The following is a 20682-nucleotide window of genomic DNA, read 5'->3' as shown; positions in this document are numbered from 1 at the left end:
AGATTTAATGAAGATTTAGTGCTCAGGTAAATTTTAACTATTTATTAAGTTTTTCATTATTCGGAAAACGCAAACGAAATGTTGTTCCTTCGTCTAGTTTTGAAGTAACTTCGATTATTATATGATGAAAAAGAGCAATACTGTCAGCAATGGCGAGTCCTAAACCATTCCCTTCTTCATTAGCATCAATTCTGGAAAATCTATTGAATATCTGATCTACTTGATTTTCATTCATTCCAATTCCAGTATCAGAAACTGACAGAAAATAATTGGAATCTAAAAATCCATCTACAATGGTAATGCTTCCATTTTTTTTATTGTATTTAATGGCATTTACCATCAAATTATATAAAAGAATATGAATTAGGGTTTTATTCCCAATAAACTGAAAATCATATTCAAGATTCATCGTGAAAGTCAATTCCTTTTCATCCATACGATCTTTCAAATCTTCATTCAAATCAGTAAGTAATTCGCCTAGATTTATAATTTCATTAGACTCGTATTGATGGTTTTCAATCCTTGAAATAAGCAATAAATTATTGATTACTTTCTTGAGCATATCTAACGTTTTTAAAGAACTGGCAATTTTATCAATAGCACTGTCGTTTAATGAATCATTCTGAAGTAAATTTTCAAATTTATTTTTTAATAATGCAATTGGGGTCAAAAGCTCATGAGAAACATTGGCAATAAATTGTTTTTCTTTCTTGAAAAGTTCGCTTATTCGATTCATCATTTGGTTTAAAACCATATCCAATTCCTGAAAATCTGCAGAATGGGAGTTTATTGGCGTATGATCAAAAGTATCTGGTTCATTTACCCGACGAATTTTAGTATCGATAATTTTGTAAAAAGGCTTCAAAAGAAATTCTATATAAAAAGTATCCATCAAAAAAGTAACTAATAGAATTATGACAAGCACGATTAAGACAAAAAATCGAATCGTAAAAGTTAGTTCTTCAACTTCGCTCAGGCTACTGCCTATTTCAAGCTGATAGCGTGTTTTCTCATAAAGAAATTGATATTGTAAAATCCTATAATCGCTTTTTTCTTCCTCAATTATTCGAGGCTCATTGATAAAAACCGTTTTATCTACTTCGGAATTTATTGGCAACCTGGATAATTGCAGAAATTCACTATGTAATGTAGAAAAGCTTGCGTAGGTTTCCGTTGAGTCATTTCTAACAATGAAATCATTGATTTCCTTCTTATCTAAATGTTCAATAAACTTCTGCTTTTTTTCTAATAAACTTTTATTAATATGTTTATAAACCACTTTTTCAACTAAAACAGGCAACATCATCCATAAAACCAAAATTACAAGCAATCTGGTTATAGCATTGAAGATGGTTAATTGGTGTTTTATTTTCATAAAATAATTTAATCGTTAATCCTGTAACCAACACTTCTTACGGTCTCAAACCATTCAATAGCAGCGTATTTTTCTAATTTCTTTCGCAAGTTTCGTACATGTACATCAATAAAATTCGAATCAGAATTAACCTCCAGAATGTCACCCCAAATATGTTCCGTTAATTGTAATCTGGTAATAACGCGGTTTTTATTTAACACCAAATATTGAAATATATCAAATTCTTTTTTGGTCAGTTTAACTGGAATTCCATCACAATGCACTTTATAATCTTGAAGCTGCAAACTAAAGTCATGAATGTTTAAATCATTAACAACAAAACCATGTATGCGCCTAATGATAGCAAATAAACGTGCTCCTAATTCTGTCAAAGCAAAAGGTTTTGTAAGATAATCGTCTGCCCCAAGCTGTAAACCATTAATTCTATCATCGAGTTCGCCACGAGCCGTTAGTATTATGACAGCCATTTTAGATTGTATTTTCCGAACCGTTTTTAAAATCTCAAACCCACTTCCATCGGGCAATCCAAGATCTAATAACATAATATCATAATCATTGCTGCTAATTTCCTCTAATGCAGTGGCACAGTTTTTAGCAATTTTACAAACATAGCCACTCGTAGAAAGAAAATCTTTCAACTCAATAGCTAATTCAGCATTATCTTCAACGATAAGAATATTCATAAATGATTTGTGTAGTAAAACTATTCAAAGTAACATATAATGTAAATGTAACTGTTTTAATAGTTATAAATTTAACTGAAAGTTGGTAATAAAAAAAGCTGATAAATTTATTTACCAGCTTTTTCAACAATTAACCCTTTTGTTTTGCCATCTTGGCAATTCATCTTGCATTACTCAGAAAGCAAAACAAAAATGTTGATTATTTTTTTGCTTTAGACGTTTCTGCTCCAATAGCAGCCGCTTTTTTCTCCGCTCTCGCTTTTCTGTGTTTTGAATGTTTTTCCATTCTCACTTCTTTGGCAGGACCTGTTTTTGTTGGAGTTGTTTTAGCATTTACCATAACACTTGTTCCTAACATAATTGCAACTAACATCAATACTTTTTTCATGTTTTCTAAAATTTAAATTATTCATTTGTTATTTATAGACCAAATGTATACCTACATTATGAAGAAAAAATGAAGATTTACCTGCACAGAAAAGTTTAACTTATTATTAAGTTTTCAAGACTTAACAGCAAAAAAAAGACTTCACTCTTAATTAAAAAGTGAAGTCTTGAAATTATAAATATGCATTGATTTTTATTTCAAAGACAAATTAAGCGAATATACATCTAAATATATTTTTGTACCTGTATTTATTCTTTTTACATGAACTTCTATTGATTCATTGGAATTTAAAGAAACTGTCCCCGTAACTGGAAAAGATTGCACAAAACCACTATTGGTATCAATATAAGTCTCTGTTTCTGGCAGAGGAACAACGGTAGTACCATTGCTAGAAATTTTTGCTATATAATAAACATAGGTCGCATTTGTTCCACCAGAAACTTCAGCAAATGAAATTGAGGCATTTACTTGAAAAGTTCTTGTTTTTTTACCTATATATGTTAATCTTCCACTAACATCCGATTTAACTCTATATAAATTAGAAACAGTTGTCGCGTTAGTAATTACTTTATAATCGGTGCTTTGAGCAGTAGCAGTTGTTCTTGTTGAAGTAGTGTTGTTACTGTCATATAAAAATCCTGTTGCAAATGCATCTCCTTCATTTGGGACTCCTGCACACCTGACTGCCCATCTATTATCAAAATTATAGCCTGTATAACTACCAACCGTGTACCCTTTTATATATAGGCCAGTTGTAAGTGTACCTGTAAAAACAGCTGATTCTATTACTGCATCGCCTGTAATTGTTGGATTACTGGAGACATCAAGACCAACTACCGCACCGTATACTTCACTAAATCCTCCTGTTTTTTCAACTAAACCAAAAGTTCCTTGAAATGTTTCATAGGTTCCAGAATTGTTTCCAAACCAAGCGGCATTACTAAGCAAAACTTTACTGATATCTTTATAAATAATTCCAGTAGTATTTCCTAAATACTGTACAATACTTACAAAAGCTAATGCGAAATTTTCAATTTTACCTATATTAGAAGAACTTGCAATGATACAATCCCTTAAGACTAGACTTTGTGTTTGTGTCCCTGACCCGATTGACCCTGTTCCAGTAACATTAAAAACATTACCGCTTGTTGCTGTCAACGTCAATATCTTAATAGAACCTCCGGTTGTACCTGTAAAAAGATCCCCAGATGCCTTAACTAATTTATCTTCTCCAGCATCTTCACCAACAATATAAGCATTATTCAATTCTATTGGTAAGTCAACATTAACAATACCATTAATTTCATACAAAGTATTGGTATCAAGAAGATATTTAGTGCTACCTCCCGCAGTTTTTTCTGCAGCTAGAACCGTTGCTAAAACATCCGTAGATTTAATACGCTTAAACTTTAATCGTCCATCTTTATCTCCATATATTTTATTCCATAATGAGGTTGAGGAATCATAATACTGAAGAGCCTTGATATCCGTATCATATACCATCAAACCATTCGCAGGACTAGCGATAGAAGTCCTTTGCGCAGTAGTCATCCTTGGCGCTAACATCCCTTGAGTAGTAGACGTTAAGTCTAAAACCGAACTTGCATCAGGAGTAACTGTTCCAATTCCCACTTGAGAAAATACATTTGTCGTTATTATCATGAAAAATAATAGACAGGCATGTAATACCTTTTTAGCAGCGTAATTTTTTTTCATAATAAACGAATTAAAAGATTAAATATAAAGAACATCATTAGACGCTAACTCTATTTAGTAAAGCTACGAAGTATATCGTTTAAATACTTATTTTATCGATTAAATACTTATTATTTATAATTATATATTTATAATCTTACAAATTAAAAAATATTTACAACTAATTAATATTGATTACTATTTTCAATCAAATTCAGTCAGGTCAGTTAAAACTTTAAATAATTTTTTGATTAAAAATCGGTTAGATTCAATTTTTAGATTACCAAAACTGAAGAATAATGATTTACAAGAAATATTCAAAACTCTCTATTCTTTATCTGCCAAGTTTTGTACTTTTGAAAATTATACAAAATTACAATCATGTCACAACAAAAACGCCTGTTCCTTTTAGATGCTTATGCTTTAATCTTTCGTGGTTATTATGCTTTTATAAAAAATCCTCGAATCAATTCTAAAGGAATGGACACATCAGCCATTATGGGATTCATGAATTCATTGATGGATGTAATAAAAAGAGAGAAACCGGATCATTTAGCCGTTGCTTTTGATAATGGTGGCAGTCAATTAAGAAATGAAATATTCCCTGAATACAAAGCACATCGAGATGCAACTCCTGAAGCTATAAAAATTGCTATTCCATACATCCAGGATTTACTGAAAGCCATGCACATTCCTATCATAGAAGTCAAAGGTTATGAAGCTGACGATTTAATAGGAACCATCGCAAAACAAGCTGAAAAACAAAACTATAAAGTCTTTATGGTAACCCCTGATAAGGATTTTGCACAATTGGTTTCTGAAAACATCTTCATGTACAAACCCGCTCGAATGGGTAACGGAATAGAAATTTGGGGAATTCCTGAAGTTTTGGCAAAATTCGAAATCGAAAGACCCGATCAAGTAATTGATTTCCTAGGAATGATGGGAGATGCCGCCGACAATATTCCAGGATTACCCGGTGTAGGAGAAGTTACTGCGAAAAAATTATTAAAGGAATTTGGAACGATGGAAAACCTTTTGGCAAATACTGACAAGCTAAAAGGAAAAATGAAGGAGAATATTGAAGCTAACAAAGAAAAAGGATTGTTATCTAAAACTTTGGCGACTATTTTATTGGACTGCCCAGTTGTTTTTGATGAAACAGATTACGAATTATCGACTCCAGATGTCGAGAAAACAGATGCTCTTTTCAACGAATTAGAATTTCGAAGAATGGCAGAGCAGTTTGATACAATATTTAAAAAAGGCGGAACAACAATACCTAACAATCCTGTTGACGAAGCTAAATTATATAAAAAACCACAACCCAAGAATGAAGAACAATTTGATCTTTTTGGAAGTACAAATGCAGATGAAACTTCTGAAGAAACACGTCATCAATATTATAATTCACTAGAGAACACGGAACATTCTTATCAGATTATTCAAGGTGATTTAGGACTAAAATTATTATTACAAAATTTACAAAATCAATCTGCTGTCTGTTTTGATACTGAAACGACAGGCTTAGATGCCTTACATGCAGAATTGGTTGGAATCTCTTTTTCTTATGAAAAGGGAAAAGGATTCTATGTTCCATTTCCAGAAAACCAAACAGAAGCACAAACTTTAATCGAAAAATTTATTCCTTTTTTCGAAAATGAAAGTATTGAGAAAATTGGGCAAAATTTAAAATACGATTTAAAAATTCTTTCTAATTACAACATTAAAGTTGAAGGAAAATTATTCGACACCATGATTGCCCATTATCTGATTAATCCAGATATGCGCCACAATATGGATATTTTAGCAGAAACCTATTTGAAATATTCTCCAAAATCTATCGAAGTTTTAATTGGAAAAAAAGGGAAAAACCAAAAATCAATGCGCGACATTGAATTGGAAGAAATTAAAGAATATGCCGCTGAAGATGCTGATGTGACATTGCAACTCAAAGAAATATTCACTTTGGAATTAGACAAAACCGGCACCAAAAAACTTTTTGAGGAAATTGAAATTCCATTAGTAAAAGTCCTGGCTGATATGGAAAAAGAAGGGATTCGTGTGGATGTAGATTTCTTGAAATCACTATCAAAAACATTAGATGATGATATTAAAATATTAGAAGCAAACATTTATGAAACTGCGGGTGAAAAATTCAATTTGGCTTCTCCAAAACAATTGGGTGATGTTTTATTCGACAAATTAAAAATTGGTGGAGTTAAACAAAAGAAAACCAAAACCGGTCAATATGCCACTGGTGAGGAAATCTTGAGTTATCTAGCAGCTGAAAACCCAATTGTAAAAGATATTCTTGATTGGCGACAATTGGTAAAACTGCAGAACACCTATGTCGAGGCCTTACCAAACCAAGTAGACAAAATTACGAATCGAATACATACCGATTATATGCAAACTGTGGCGGCAACCGGTCGTTTAAGTTCCAATAATCCAAACTTACAAAACATACCGATTCGTACCGAACGTGGCCGACAAATTAGAAAAGCATTTGTGGCAAGAGATGAAAATTACACGATTGTTTCTGCCGATTATTCTCAAATAGAACTTCGTATTATTGCAGCATTGAGTGGCGAAGAAAACATGATTGCCGCCTTTCAAAATCATGAAGACATTCACAAATCGACCGCTTCAAAAGTATTCAATGTTCCATTAGAAGAAGTTACCCGTGAACAACGAAGCCATGCCAAAACGGTGAATTTTGGTATTATTTATGGCGTTTCTGCATTTGGATTGAGTAACCAAACTTCGCTTTCCCGTTCCGAAAGTGCCGCTTTGATTGAAGCCTATTACAAAACGTATCCTAGATTAAAATCATACATACAAGAACAAATTGAATATGCCCGAGAAAATGGATTTGTGCAAACGATTCTTGGCCGTCGCCGCTATTTGAAAGATATTAATTCAGCTAATGCTATTGTTCGTGGTGCTGCTGAAAGAAATGCCGTGAATGCCCCGATACAAGGAAGTGCTGCTGACATTATCAAAATTGCGATGATTAACATTCATGAAAAACTAATATCCGAAAACTGGAAAAGTAAAATGTTACTACAGGTTCATGATGAGCTTGTTTTTGATGTTCATAATTCTGAACTCGAAAAAATCCAACCCATGATAAAATACGAGATGGAGCATGCGTTTAAACTCGATGTTCCTTTGGATGTCGATTTAGGGGCCGGTAAAGATTGGTTGGAAGCACATTAAATTTCAATAAGAAAGGGTCAGATTAAATTAATCTGACCCTTTCTTATTGAGACGCAAATAATAAATTAATCAACCAATAATGTTTTTGTGGCATTTCCATAATCCGTTCTCACGACAACAGTATAAGATCCTATCGTTAAGCCAGAAGTATTAATGACATTATCAAAGTTGGTGATTTTTTGTCGTCTAACCACTCTTCCTAAATTATCATAAACTTTAACTTCTCCCGAAGTAATTGCCACGGGAAGTTCTATTCTCATAAATCCTTTAGTTGGGTTTGGATACATCTTAAAAGACTCCACAGTAAAATCCTGATTTCCTAGCATCAAATTAGTTGTAAGAGCTCCTCTATTTGCCGCACCATGAGAAACTAAACTAAAACTTGCCGTACCAGATCTTGACCAAACTAGCATTAATGCCCCAGCTGAATTGCTAAATGTATAATTCCCCGAAGAGACTAAAGCTCTTGTGGCAACTAATGTTCTAACTCCGGATGCAATTGTATTAGAAGTTATAGTCCAACTTTGTGTCACATCTAATGCTGGTACATTCCCAATTCCTTGAAATGTGCGGTCTGTTAAGGCACTTCCCGTAAATATTACAACATCCCCTCCATCAGTCATGGAATCAACTCCAAAACCCAACCCAAGATACCTGTCACTTGGCCCAACCATTGTTAAAGTAACTAATGTTGAAGACACATCAATTTTTGCAGAATATGCTAATCCAGATGTAGTTGATAAATCAACTGTACCCGTAGTAAAAGTTTGCCCACACATGACCGAAATAATAAAAAAAGCAAATACAGTTAAAGTAAAGTTTTTCATAGCTATTTAGTTTTTAAAATTTCTATTAATTTATCATCATTAGCAAGTATGGCATAATCCGTAGCCGAATTACCTCTGTTATCTTTAAAATCAGGATTAGCTTTTGCTTTAATCAACAAACTCACAATATCATAGTTTTTAAACATTGTGGCATATATCAACGCAGTAGTTCCATTTGTATCAGCAATATTAGCATCTGCTTTTTTACTTAAGAGTAACTTAGCAATTTCAAAATTTCCTTTTACAACTGCCGCCATTAATGCAGTTCCCATATTACTGGTACCATTTACATTACTCCCATTTTCAATTAGAAATCTTGCTACTTCATTATTGCTTCGATAACAAGCTAAAATTAATGGGGAAAAACCATCTTGGTTTGTGGTATTAAATGCTTCTGGATTTGTTTTGAATAGTTCCTTCGCTTCATCTATGGTTCCTTTTCTGCCAATATCAAAAACATCAAGCTTTGCTTGGGCGTAAGTAGTATTTACGAAAAAGCATGAAATAAGTAAAATGTAAAATTTAACCATAACATAACCAGTTGATTATAAACAATAAAGGTATCTTTTTTGTTAAAAAAAAGATACCTAAATAAAAAAATAATTTAAAAAATAATCTACAAATTTCTCGTAGATTCTCTTTCTTTCAATTTTGTCTTAATAACAACCGTCTCATACGGCAAATCCTCTTCTTTCGATTCTAATCTATCAATAAGTAATTTAGCCGCAACTTCCCCTATCTCAATACCATGCTGACTAACCGTGGTTAAACTTGGTGATAATCTTCTGGAAGCAAGAATTCCATCTGCAAAACCTATAATAGAAATTTCTTCAGGTACTTTATATCCTTTTTTAATAGCAATACGCAATGCAGCCACGGAGTCATTTTCTTCCAAAGCAAAGATTCCATCAATCTTGTTATTATCAAAAATATTCTCGATTTTATCCTTTAAATCATCCTCTGAATCTGTACGAATAATTAGATTCTCATTCACAGGAATATTATTATCCGCCAATGCTTTAAGATACCCTTCAGCTCTTAATTTACCAACGCTTAAATTATCTACAGAAGAAAACAAAGCTATATTCTTGCACCCTAAATCTATTAAATGCTGGGTAGAATTTAAAGCCGAATCAAAATCATCAACTATAACTTTATCACAATCTACTCCTTCGGCAATTCGATCAAACATAACTATAGGAGTACCATCATTAATGATTTCTTTGAAATGATTGTATTCATGAAGTTTTTGAGCTTCTTCTGAAACCGATAGAATAAATCCGTCAATTGTCCCGTTACTCAACATTTCAAGGGTATGCGCTTCTTTATCTAATGATTCATTAGAAATACACATTATTACATTGTATCCTTTTTCATCCGCAATTTTTTCAATCCCGCTAAATACTTTTGCAAAAAAAGAATTTAGAATATTAGGAATAATAACACCTATGGTCTTTGTTTTTCTATTTTTAAGATTTAAACCAATAACGTTTGGTTTATAATTTTTAAGTTTTGCATATTCCTTAATTTTAATTTTTGTCAATTCACTAATTTCAGGACTATCGTTAAGTGCTTTTGAAACTGTAGAAACAGAAACATTTAATTCTTTTGCAATTTGTTTTAAAGTTGCTTTAGCTTTCATAGATCGGAATTTATTGCTTTTTAATGATTACAAGAATCATTTAATTTGTTTTCTTGTATAAAAATATAGTTATTATGTAATATAAACCTGCTTTTACAAAAGTGTAATATACAAATTTTATTTGACAACAAATGTAATACAATTATTGAAAGACCTAATATAAGTATAATCCGAAAAACACACCTTAAATTTATTCTAAATATACATTTGATTATCAGCACAAAAACATATAAAAAATATTCTTTTAAGGTATTTGTATTTAAAATAATTAATTGTACTTTTGCAACCCCTTTATTGGGGATGGAATGTTTAATTAAAAAAATATTATGGACGCATTAAGCTACAAGACACAATCAGCAAGCAAAGCCACAGTTACAAAAGAGTGGATTGTTGTAGATGCTGATGGTCATAACTTAGGTCGTCTTGCTTCAAAAGTCGCTATGATTTTAAGAGGTAAGTACAAGCCAAGTTACACACCACACGTGGACTGCGGTGATAACGTAATCGTTATCAACTCAGAAAAAATTAACCTTACAGGTAACAAAATGGATGAAAAAACATACATCCGTCACACTGGTTACCCTGGAGGTCAAAGAACTTTAACTGCTAAAGTATTGCAATCAAAAAACCCTGCATTACTAGTTGAAAAAGCAATAAAAGGGATGTTACCTAAAAATAAATTAGGTGCTGAACTTTTTAGAAATTTAAATGTTGTTGTAGGATCAGAGCACAAACAAGGCGCTCAAAAACCTAAAACAGTTAACCTTAACGATCTTAAGTAATGGGAGTTATTCACAAAATCGGTAGAAGAAAAACCGCTGTTGCACGTGTTTATGTTTCGGAAGGAACAGGAGTAATCACTGTAAACAAAAAAGCATTCGAAACATACTTCCCAACTGCAACTTTACAATACAAAGTTTTACAACCAATGTCTATGACAGAAAATGTAAGCAACTTTGACGTAAAAGTTAACGTTTACGGTGGTGGTTCAACTGGTCAAGCAGAAGCTGTAAGAATGGCATTAGCACGTGTTATGTGTGAAGTAAATGCTGAAAACAGAGGAATATTGAAACCAGAAGGTTTATTAACAAGAGATCCAAGAATGGTTGAACGTAAGAAATTCGGTCAGAAGAAAGCTCGTAAGAGATTCCAATTCTCTAAACGTTAATATTACCTGTCTTGTTCAAATGGGACAAGACATCGTTCATTTATTATTGAATTTAAAAAAACAGTTGTTGTTGCTCTCCTACTGAGGTAGGAAATAGTTTAGCATCTAAATGTATAAAGCCGAGAAATCGCCATTTATTCATTGCTAATCAACAGAACGTAAACTAGAACAAAATGGCAAACAAAGTAGAAGTAAAAGAATTACTAGAAGCAGGTGTTCACTTCGGACACATGACTAGAAAATGGGATCCAAACATGGCTCCTTACATTTATATGGAGCGTAATGGTATTCACATTATCAATCTATATAAAACTGCAGCAAAAATTGAAGAAGCTAATGAAGCTTTGAAAAAAATCGCTGCATCAGGTAGAAAAATATTATTCGTTGCTACCAAAAAACAAGCAAAAGATATCGTTGCTGAAAAAGCAAAAGCTGCAAACATGCCTTACATCACTGAAAGATGGCCTGGTGGAATGCTAACTAACTTCGTAACTATCCGTAAAGCTGTTAAAAAAATGGCTACTATTGATAAAATGAAGAAAGATGGTACATTCATGACCCTTTCTAAAAAAGAGCGTTTACAAGTGGATCGTCTTCGTGCTAAATTAGAGAAAAATTTAGGTTCAATCGCTGACATGTCTAGACTACCAGCTGCATTGTTCGTAGTTGATATCAAAGCGGAACACATCGCAATAAAAGAAGCTCAAAAATTAAACATTCCAGTTTTCGCAATGGTGGATACCAATTCTGACCCAAGAGAGGTTGAATTCGTAATCCCATCTAACGATGATGCTTCTAAATCAATTGATAAAATTTTATCTTTAGTTACAGCTGCAATCGTTGAAGGACTTTCTGATAGAGGTTCTGACAAAGAAGGTGAAGCTACTGCTGAAGCTGTAGAAGTAGCTCCTGCTGTAGAAGCAGCTGCTCCAACTGCAACTGAAGAATAAATAAACATTTAATTCCAAGTTTTAATTCCTCTCCATAAAAAATTAGAAACCTAAAGTTGATAATTTAATAAAATTGGAAATTGGATTTGAAACTTGGAATTTTTTACTTTTAACCTTAAAAAATAATACAACATGGCAACAATTACTGCTGCAGACGTAAATAAATTAAGAACAATCACTGGTGCAGGAATGATGGACTGCAAAAAAGCTTTGGTTGAAGCAGACGGAGATTTTGATTTAGCTATCGAAAACCTACGTAAAAAAGGACAAAAAGTAGCTGCTAACCGTTCAGATAGAGAATCTACTGAAGGTGCTGCAATTGCTGTTGTAAATGCTGACAAAACTGCTGGTGTAGTTATCACATTAAACTGTGAGACTGACTTCGTAGGTATGAATGAAAACTTTGTAAAAATGGCTACTGAAATGGCTAATTTAGCATTGACTTTTGATACTAAAGAAGCATTTTTAGCAGCTGACTTCAACGGAGTTACTGTTGCTGATAAATTAATCGAGCAAACTGGAGTTATCGGTGAAAAACTAGAAATTAGAACTTTTGAGAAATTAGAAGGTGCTTTTATCGGGTCTTACATCCACTCTGGAAACAAAATTGCAACTTTAGTTGGTCTTTCTGCAAAAATTGAAGGTGCTGATGAAGTAGCAAGAAACATCGCTATGCAAGCTGCAGCTATGTCACCTATCGCATTAGACGAAAGTGGTGTAGACGCTGAAACTATCGAAAAAGAAATAGAAATCGCTAAAGATATCCTACGTCAAGAAGGAAAACCAGAAGCAATGTTAGACAATATCGCTAAAGGTAAATTGGCTCGTTTCTTTAAAGACAATACTTTAGTAAACCAAGATTACATTAAAGATAATAAAATGAGCGTTGCTGCTTATGCTAAATCTTTAGATAAAGATCTTATCGTTACAGGTTTCAAAAGAGCTGCTTTAGGATAATTTATTCTATCCCGAAGTTTCGGGACTGTTTCAGAATCTCTAATTTATTTTAGGAGCTTTCTAAACCAAATATAAAATCCCATTTTGTTGTAAAAACAAGATGGGATTTTTTTATTATCTAAAAAGAAATTAAAATACTAAATTTGGAAAACTAATAGTTTTTTATGTTTAGATCCAAAAAAGATATTGTGTTCGTAATCCTAGCAGGAATCTTCATTACCAATGCAGTTGTAGCCGAATTGATTGGTGGAAAATTGATACAAGTGGGTCCTTTCGTTATGAGTATCGGTATTTTGCCATGGCCAGTAGTTTTCCTCACTACCGATTTAATCAATGAATACTTTGGAGAAAAAGGGGTTAAAAAACTATCTTATATTACAGCTTGTTTAATTGCTTATGCTTTTATCATTTTACTTTTAGCCATACTAGTTCCCGCAGCAAAAGGAATTAGCCCTGTAAATGATTCTCAATTTTATGCCGTATTTGGTCAAAGTATGTGGATTATTGCCGGTAGTATTATCGCATTTTTAGTTTCCCAATTAATAGATGTAACCGTTTTTTGGTTTTTCAAAAACAGAACGGGAGAACGAAAAATATGGTTACGAACAACAGGCTCTACTGTAGTTTCACAATTATTCGATTCCTTTATTGTATTAGGAATTGCATTTTGGTTACCTGGAAAAATCAACTTTGACACTTTTTTAAGTTCTGCGATAATCGGTTATACCTTTAAATTAGGAATTGCTATTTTATTGACTCCATTAATTTATTTAGGACATCATTTAATAAAAAAATATTTATCAGAAGAAACAGAATAATCATGGAAGAAAAAACAAGATGTAAATGGTGTGTTGGTATTGATATTTACGAAAAATACCACGATGAAGAATGGGGTGTTCCCGTCTATGATGACCAAAAATTATTTGAATTCCTAATTTTGGAAACCTTTCAGGCTGGATTAAGCTGGATTACAATCCTAAAAAAGAGAGAAAATTTCAAATTAGCTTTTGATGATTTTGACTATAAAAAAGTTGCTCTTTATACCGAGGATAAAATTCAGGAATTACTTCAAAACGCAGGTATTATCCGCAATCAGTTAAAAATTCGCGCAGCAGTTTCAAATGCGGTTGCCTTCATGAAAGTACAAGATGAATTTGGCAGTTTTTCAAAATACATTTGGGAATTTACAGGAGGAAAACCAATAAATAACAATCGAAAAACCCTGAAAGAAGTTCCTGGCACTACTCCACTTTCTGACGCTATCAGTAAAGATTTGAAAAAACGCGGGTTTAAATTTGTGGGATCAACTGTAGTTTATGCGCACATGCAAGCAACAGGAATGGTCGATGATCACGTAGAAGATTGCTGGAAAAAAACAGTAACTTTTTAAAAATCAATAACAAAACAAGTTCGAAAAGTTTCATTTTTTTACAAAATTTAAGAATCACGTATTAAATAATATCCTATTTTTGCTCCACACTTTAGGGGTGTCTACAACATTGTAGGCTGAGAATTACCCTCTGAACCTGATCTAGTTCATACTAGCGTAGGGAAAAGTAAGATGACTTCTGCGCACATTTATGTGTCATTGTAGCCATTCCTAAAGTATAACTGTATACTAAACTCAAAAGGAATGGAGCTCAAAATCAACAATCAAACAAAACAATTTGCAACTGACAGTCTTACTGTTCAGGCACTTCTTGACTTGGAAATTCCCATCAAACAAAACGGAATTGCCGTAGCCATTAACAATACCGTGATTCCAAAATCCAACTGGAATTCCCATCCTATTCAAGAAACCGACGACATTCTCATCATCTCAGCAACTCAAGGCGGATAAACATTTTAATTTAAAGATTGAAAGATTTAAGGATTAAAATATTTATCAAATCCACTCTTCAATCTTTCAATTTTTTAATCAAAAATCTTTCAATTAAAAAAACATGAATAACGAAGAAAAAATCTCAAGAACTCCTTTCCCAAACTCTACAAAAATTTACGTGGACGGAACCATTCATCCCATAAAAGTAGCGATGCGAGAAATTGCATTGGCAGACACTAAATTATCTAACGGACGAATAGAAAAAAATCCACCGGTAACCGTTTACGATACTTCCGGTCCATTCACCGACCCGAATATCGAAATTGACATTCGAAAAGGATTGCCACGCATCCGCGAACAATGGATTCTGGACCGTAATGATGTTGAAGAATTGACTGAAATCTCTTCTGAATATGGAAAAAAGCGTCTGAACGATGAAAAACTAAACGAATTACGTTTTGAATATTTGCACAAACCCATGCGTGCCAAAAAAGGAGCTAATGTATCCCAATTATATTATGCAAAACAGGGAATTATCACTCCCGAAATGGAATATATTGCCATTCGTGAAAACCAACGCTTAGAGCTAATAAACGAACAAACCAAAGCGATGCAATGCCAACATGGGGGAAACAGTTTTGGAGCTAATACCCCAAAATCTAAAATCACACCTGAATTTGTTCGTAGCGAAGTAGCCAGAGGTCGTGCAATTATTCCAAACAACATCAACCATCCTGAAAGCGAACCTATGATTGTAGGTCGTAACTTCTTGGTAAAAATTAATGCTAACATTGGAAACAGTGCCGTAACCTCGACTATCGAAGAAGAAGTAGAAAAAGCGGTTTGGGCTTGTCGTTGGGGAGCTGACACGATTATGGATTTATCAACCGGGAAAAACATTCACGAAACCAGAGAATGGATTATCCGAAATTCTCCAGTGCCAATCGGAACCGTACCTATTTACCAAGCTTTGGAAAAAGTAAACGGCGTTGCCGAAGATTTAACTTGGGAAGTATTCCGCGATACTTTAATAGAACAAGCAGAACAAGGGGTTTCTTATTTCACTATTCATGCCGGAGTTTTATTACGGTATATTCATTTAACAGCCAACCGCGTTACCGGAATTGTTTCCCGTGGTGGTTCTATCATGGCAAAATGGTGTTTGTTTCACCACAAAGAAAACTTCCTTTACACCCATTTCGAAGAGATTTGCGAAATCATGAAACAGTATGATGTAGCCTTCTCATTAGGAGACGGTTTACGCCCCGGTTCTATTGCAGATGCAAATGATGCTGCGCAATTCGCCGAATTGGAAACACTTGGCGAACTGACAAAAATCGCTTGGAAACACGATGTTCAAGTATTCATTGAAGGTCCTGGTCACGTACCGATGCACATGATTAAAGAAAATATGGACAAACAATTGGAACATTGTGATGAAGCTCCTTTTTATACTTTAGGACCATTAACAACCGATATTGCTCCGGGTTATGATCACATCACTTCTGCTATTGGTGCAGCAATGATTGGCTGGTATGGATGCGCGATGTTGTGTTATGTGACACCAAAAGAACATCTTGGTTTACCAAACAAAAAAGACGTCAAAGATGGCGTTATCACCTATAAGATTTCCGCACATGCCGCCGACTTGGCTAAAGGTCATCCTGGATCACAATACCGTGACAATGCCTTGAGCAAAGCGCGTTTCGAATTCCGTTGGGAAGACCAATTCAACTTATCATTAGATCCAGATACTGCCCGAGAATTTCATGATGAAACATTACCGGCTGATGGCGCAAAAGTGGCTCATTTTTGTTCCATGTGCGGACCAAAATTCTGCTCTATGAAAATTTCACAGGAAATTCGTGATGTTGCCGAAGCTGAAAAAGGGATGCAAGAGAAATCACAAGAATTTGTAGAAAACGGAAAAGAAATTTATAGTTAAAAAGAATATAGGCGAAGGAGATGATAGATACAAAATAGCATCTATTATCTCTTTGTCTTTCATTAAAACTAAATATGATAGTCATTTCAAATCCAACTCCAATTGAGAATGAAATTAACCTCATCCATCAACTTTTCAAAGAAGGATTACAGTTGTTTCATGTTCGAAAACCAGATTTTTCTACAGCAGAAATCAAAGCTTTCTTATCGGAAATAAAATCGGATTATAGACAAAATTTGGTTTTACACAGTCATCATCAATTGGCTTCAGCATTTGGAATACATCGCATTCATTTTACAGAAAAAAAACGAAATGAAACACCCGAAGAAAGTTTTAAAAAATGGAAAGGCAACCGATTTACACTCACTACTTCTGTTCACAGCATGACTGACTTTGAAGAATTATCTAATGTTTATGATTATGCATTTTTTGGACCGGTTTTCGAAAGTATTTCTAAACCAAATTACATTTCGAATATTGATTTTGAAAAAGAATTAAAACAAAGAAATAACAACAAAACTGCACTAATTGCAGTAGGAGGAATTACATCTGAGAGAATCAAAACTGCATTGAAATATGGTTTTGAAGATGTGGCGCTTTTAGGTACCATTTGGAACAGCAACAACCCAATAGAAAATTTTAAACTATGTCAGCAAACCGCCCTTTCGTATTAACAATTGCAGGCTTTGATCCTTCTGGAGGCGCAGGAATTCTGGCAGATGCCAAAACATTCGAGCAACATCACGTCTATGGGTTTGCTGTAAATACCGGCAATACCATTCAAACTGAAAATGAGTTCTTCGAAATAGAATGGACTGACTTAGATTTTGTTTTGAAATCATTGGAAAAATTGTTCGGCAACTATACTATTAAAGCCGTAAAAATTGGAATTATTCCTTCATTGGATTATTTAAGAGAAATTGTTTTGGTCATAAAAAAACTTTCGCCAAAAACAAAAATAATTTGGGATACGGTTTTGAAGTCCAGTAGTGAATTCAATTTTATAACCATCGAAAATCAAGCTATTTTAATAGAAATATTAAAAAAAATAGATTTAATAACACCCAATTACAATGAGATTTTACAATTGTCTTCGGGAGAAAAAAATCCTGTTTTAATCGCTCTTGAACTTTCAAAATACTGTTCAACTTTACTCAAAGGAGGTCATAATCCATTTGCAGTTGGTATCGATTATTTATATACCGGAAATGATATTTTCAGACTTGCGCCAAATAACACTTTAGTTTTTGAAAAACATGGCTCCGGCTGCGTATTATCATCCGCTATTACTGCTAATTTAGCCTTGGGACAAGACCTAAAAACAGCATGTAGCAATGCCAAAAAATATATAGAAACCTATTTACAATCTAACCAAACCAAATTAGGATATCATTATGCATAACCAATTACAATACATTTCGCAAGGAAACACAGTCGAAGAACAATTATACAACATCCACAAAGCATTGGATAATGGTTGCGATTGGATACAAATGAGATTCAAAAAAAATTATTCAGATGATGCTTTCACTTTGGCGGAAGCCACAAAAATGTTATGCAAAGAATATTTAGCCACTTTTATCATCAATGACAACGTCCATTTAGCAAAGCAATTGGATGCGGATGGAGTTCATTTAGGGTTGAGTGACATGAGCATTGAAGAAGCAAGACTCATTTTAGGAAAAACAAAAATCATTGGAGGCACCGCAAATACTTTTGAAGATGTACTTCAAAGAACAGCCGAAAATTGTGATTATATTGGTTTGGGGCCATTCCAATTTACAACAACCAAACAAAATCTAAGTCCAATTTTAGGATTGGAAGGCTATCGTTCGATTATCAGTCAAATGAAGGCAAAAAACATCCAAATCCCCATTTATGCCATTGGAGGAATCACACTTGAAAATGTAGAAAGTCTAATGAAAACTGGAATTCACGGAATCGCCGTTTCCGGTTTGATTACACAAACCGAAAATGCATCGCAACTTATCAATCAACTTAACGACAAATTATATGTTACCATTTAAAATAGGAGACAAAACCTTCGAATCCCGTTTGTTTTTAGGCACAGGGAAATTCGGTTCCAATCAACAGATGGAAGAAGCCATTTTAGCATCCGGGAGCGAGTTAGTAACCGTAGCTTTAAAACGTGTTGATTTAGAAACCGAAACAGATGCTATTTTAGCACATCTGAAACACCCGAAAATTAATTTATTACCTAATACTTCAGGCGCAAGAAATGCCAAAGAAGCCATTTTTGCTGCACAATTAGCCCGCGAAGCATTAGAAACCAATTGGCTTAAACTGGAAATTCATCCTGATCCAAAATATTTAATGCCTGATGCAATCGAAACCTTAAAAGCTACGGAAGCATTAGCAAAATTAGGATTTATCGTTTTGCCTTATATTCATGCAGATCCGGTTTTGTGCAAGCGTTTGGAAGACGCCGGAACTTCGGCAGTGATGCCTTTGGGCTCGCCGATTGGGAGTAACAAAGGATTAAAAACCATTGATTTTTTAGAAATCATTATCGAACAAAGTAGAGTTCCCGTAATTATAGATGCAGGAATTGGCGCACCTTCTGATGCTGCAAAAGCAATGGAACTTGGAGCTGATGCGGTTTTGGTAAATACAGCGATTGCAGTGGCAGGAAATCCAATACTAATGGCAGAGGCTTTTAGAGAAGCTGTAATTGCAGGTCGAAAAGCCTATGAGGCACAATTAGCACAAAAAGTAAATCGTGCGATAGCTTCGAGTCCTTTAACAGCGTTTTTGCATGAGTAATCCTCAGACCTCCTGAAACCTCGGGACTCTCAAAGAAGAGGAAGCCTAAACTGGATAATAAAATGACGATTACTAAATAACCAACATAAACAATGAACACTTTTAAATCGGTTTTTGACAATTACGATTGGGATACCATTAAAACCAAAATATACAGCACTACTTCATTAGAGGTCGAATATGTATTAGCCAAAAGCAAGCGGAATCTCGATGATTTTCTGGCATTAATTTCACCTGCAGCCCAACCCTATTTAGAGCAAATGGCGCAACAGGCCCATGAATTAACTAAAAAAAGATTTGGCAAAACGATTCAGATGTATGCTCCTTTGTATTTAAGTAACGAATGTCAGAACATTTGCACCTATTGTGGTTTTAGTTTGGATAACAAAATCAAGCGAAAAACACTTACCGAAAGTGAAATTACGCTAGAAATTGAGGTCTTAAAAAAAGCGGGATTTGATCATGTTTTGTTGGTTACCGGCGAAGCAAATCATACTGTAAACGTTCATTATTTTCTAAAGACAATTGCTCAAATAAAAAACGATTTTTCTACTATTTCAGCCGAAGTGCAACCATTGTCAACAGAAGAATACGAGCAATTGCATAACGCTGGAATCTATTCAATTTTAGTATACCAAGAAACGTATCATCGTGATGTTTATAAACAATACCACACAAAAGGAAAAAAATCTAATTTCGATTTTCGTTTGGAAACACCGGACCGGGTAGGGACAGCGGGTATTCATAAAATTGGATTGGGTGTTTTATTAGGATTGGAAGATTGGCGTACGGACAGTTTTTTCAATGCCTTGCATTTAGATTATTTACAAAAAACGTATTGGCAAACTAAATATGCGGTTTCTTTCCCTAGATTAAGACCCGCAGAAGGAGTTATTGAACCCAACTTTATCATGGATGATACCGATTTGACCCAACTCATTTGCGCCTACCGTTTGTGGAATGAAGATTTAGAAATCTCCATGTCAACCCGTGAAAATGAAAAATTTCGTGATAATATTATTCCAATTGGTATAACCAGTATGAGTGCCGGTTCTAAAACTAATCCTGGTGGTTATGTTGTTGATCCGCAATCATTGGAGCAATTTGAAATCAGTGATGAACGATCGGCTTCTGAGATTGCCAAAGTCATTTCAAGTAGAGGATACGAACCCGTTTGGAAAGATTGGGACAGAAGTTATACAAATATAGATTAACATTTTAGAT

At 34.0% G+C, this 20682-nt stretch carries 21 protein-coding genes and 1 riboswitch; of the genes, 14 read left to right on the top strand and 7 right to left on the bottom strand.

The genetic code is table 11. From position 1 onward, the window contains the following. Positions 1-37: 37 nt before the first annotated feature. From ACM55H_RS07745 to ACM55H_RS07730, 4 genes are all read right to left on the bottom strand, one after another. Entirely contained in the window at positions 38-1375 is a 1338-nt protein-coding gene (locus tag ACM55H_RS07745; protein WP_416835967.1) for a sensor histidine kinase, read from the bottom strand. An 8-nt stretch (positions 1376-1383) separates the two neighbouring features. Next, a complete protein-coding gene (locus tag ACM55H_RS07740) occupies positions 1384-2058 on the bottom strand; it encodes a response regulator transcription factor (RefSeq protein ID WP_416835966.1) in 675 nt (224 codons plus the stop codon). 199 nt (positions 2059-2257) lie between these two features. Beyond that, positions 2258-2446, bottom strand: a complete 189-nt coding sequence (locus tag ACM55H_RS07735) for a hypothetical protein (RefSeq protein WP_416835965.1) — start codon at positions 2444-2446, stop codon at positions 2258-2260. 192 nt (positions 2447-2638) lie between these two features. Continuing rightward, on the bottom strand, positions 2639-4162 hold the full coding sequence (locus tag ACM55H_RS07730; protein ID WP_416835964.1) for a hypothetical protein: 1524 nt from the start codon (positions 4160-4162) through the stop codon (positions 2639-2641). A gap of 360 nt (positions 4163-4522) precedes the next feature. On the opposite strand from ACM55H_RS07730, the gene polA reads away from it, so the two are divergent. Then, positions 4523-7363 (top strand): DNA polymerase I, encoded by a 2841-nt coding sequence (gene polA / locus ACM55H_RS07725; RefSeq protein ID WP_416835963.1) that lies wholly within the window; start codon positions 4523-4525, stop codon positions 7361-7363. Positions 7364-7428: 65 nt separating this feature from the next. Here the strand turns inward: polA and ACM55H_RS07720 are convergent, their stop codons facing one another. From ACM55H_RS07720 to ACM55H_RS07710, 3 genes are all read right to left on the bottom strand, one after another. Next, the gene (locus ACM55H_RS07720) at positions 7429-8190 is read right to left on the bottom strand and encodes a T9SS type A sorting domain-containing protein (protein ID WP_416835962.1); all 762 of its coding nucleotides are present in this window, start codon (positions 8188-8190) and stop codon (positions 7429-7431) included. A gap of 2 nt (positions 8191-8192) precedes the next feature. Further along, positions 8193-8720 (bottom strand): ankyrin repeat domain-containing protein, encoded by a 528-nt coding sequence (locus ACM55H_RS07715; RefSeq protein WP_416835961.1) that lies wholly within the window; start codon positions 8718-8720, stop codon positions 8193-8195. 86 nt (positions 8721-8806) lie between these two features. Beyond that, the gene (locus tag ACM55H_RS07710) at positions 8807-9832 is read right to left on the bottom strand and encodes a LacI family DNA-binding transcriptional regulator (RefSeq protein WP_416835960.1); all 1026 of its coding nucleotides are present in this window, start codon (positions 9830-9832) and stop codon (positions 8807-8809) included. A gap of 326 nt (positions 9833-10158) precedes the next feature. Between ACM55H_RS07710 and rplM the strand changes: the two genes are divergently transcribed. From rplM to thiH, 13 genes are all read left to right on the top strand, one after another. Continuing rightward, on the top strand, positions 10159-10614 hold the full coding sequence (gene rplM, locus ACM55H_RS07705) for a 50S ribosomal protein L13 (protein ID WP_035669714.1): 456 nt from the start codon (positions 10159-10161) through the stop codon (positions 10612-10614). Next, entirely contained in the window at positions 10614-11000 is a 387-nt protein-coding gene (gene rpsI, locus ACM55H_RS07700) for a 30S ribosomal protein S9 (RefSeq protein WP_035669712.1), read from the top strand. Before rplM ends, rpsI begins: the two co-directional genes overlap by 1 nt. 173 nt (positions 11001-11173) lie before the next feature. Next, a complete protein-coding gene (gene rpsB, locus ACM55H_RS07695; protein WP_416835959.1) occupies positions 11174-11950 on the top strand; it encodes a 30S ribosomal protein S2 in 777 nt (258 codons plus the stop codon). A 132-nt stretch (positions 11951-12082) separates the two neighbouring features. Next, positions 12083-12907, top strand: coding sequence for a translation elongation factor Ts (gene tsf / locus ACM55H_RS07690; RefSeq protein WP_416835958.1), 825 nt, complete (start codon positions 12083-12085; stop codon positions 12905-12907). Positions 12908-13071: 164 nt separating this feature from the next. Next, positions 13072-13725: a queuosine precursor transporter gene (locus ACM55H_RS07685; protein ID WP_039108713.1), complete on the top strand. Its 654-nt coding sequence runs from the start codon at positions 13072-13074 to the stop codon at positions 13723-13725. A 2-nt stretch (positions 13726-13727) separates the two neighbouring features. After that, positions 13728-14297, top strand: coding sequence for a DNA-3-methyladenine glycosylase I (locus ACM55H_RS07680; RefSeq protein WP_416835957.1), 570 nt, complete (start codon positions 13728-13730; stop codon positions 14295-14297). 83 nt (positions 14298-14380) lie between these two features. Then, positions 14381-14477: riboswitch (TPP riboswitch) on the top strand. Positions 14478-14540: 63 nt separating this feature from the next. Further along, positions 14541-14747: a sulfur carrier protein ThiS gene (thiS, locus tag ACM55H_RS07675; RefSeq protein WP_039108711.1), complete on the top strand. Its 207-nt coding sequence runs from the start codon at positions 14541-14543 to the stop codon at positions 14745-14747. A 103-nt stretch (positions 14748-14850) separates the two neighbouring features. Continuing rightward, the gene (gene thiC / locus ACM55H_RS07670) at positions 14851-16674 is read left to right on the top strand and encodes a phosphomethylpyrimidine synthase ThiC (RefSeq protein ID WP_416835956.1); all 1824 of its coding nucleotides are present in this window, start codon (positions 14851-14853) and stop codon (positions 16672-16674) included. A gap of 74 nt (positions 16675-16748) precedes the next feature. Continuing rightward, on the top strand, positions 16749-17348 hold the full coding sequence (locus ACM55H_RS07665; RefSeq protein WP_416835954.1) for a thiamine phosphate synthase: 600 nt from the start codon (positions 16749-16751) through the stop codon (positions 17346-17348). Beyond that, complete coding sequence (locus tag ACM55H_RS07660) at positions 17321-18076, top strand: hydroxymethylpyrimidine/phosphomethylpyrimidine kinase (protein ID WP_416835953.1); 756 nt, start codon at positions 17321-17323, stop codon at positions 18074-18076. The genes ACM55H_RS07665 and ACM55H_RS07660 overlap by 28 nt, the downstream gene beginning before the upstream one ends. After that, positions 18069-18701 carry a thiamine phosphate synthase gene (locus tag ACM55H_RS07655; RefSeq protein ID WP_416835952.1) on the top strand — a complete coding sequence of 211 codons (633 nt, stop codon included), beginning with the start codon at positions 18069-18071 and terminating at the stop codon, positions 18699-18701. The genes ACM55H_RS07660 and ACM55H_RS07655 overlap by 8 nt, the downstream gene beginning before the upstream one ends. Continuing rightward, positions 18688-19458 carry a thiazole synthase gene (locus ACM55H_RS07650; RefSeq protein WP_416835951.1) on the top strand — a complete coding sequence of 257 codons (771 nt, stop codon included), beginning with the start codon at positions 18688-18690 and terminating at the stop codon, positions 19456-19458. The genes ACM55H_RS07655 and ACM55H_RS07650 overlap by 14 nt, the downstream gene beginning before the upstream one ends. 92 nt (positions 19459-19550) lie before the next feature. Then, positions 19551-20672, top strand: a complete 1122-nt coding sequence (gene thiH, locus ACM55H_RS07645) for a 2-iminoacetate synthase ThiH (RefSeq protein ID WP_416835950.1) — start codon at positions 19551-19553, stop codon at positions 20670-20672. The last annotated feature ends 10 nt before the right edge of the window (positions 20673-20682 follow it).

Source organism: Flavobacterium cryoconiti, assembly GCF_048158645.1.
In the GTDB taxonomy this organism is placed as follows: Bacteria; Bacteroidota; Bacteroidia; order Flavobacteriales; family Flavobacteriaceae; genus Flavobacterium; species Flavobacterium cryoconiti.
Note: the sequence above shows the minus strand (reverse complement) of the source record. Positions and strands in the feature narration are given on the sequence as shown.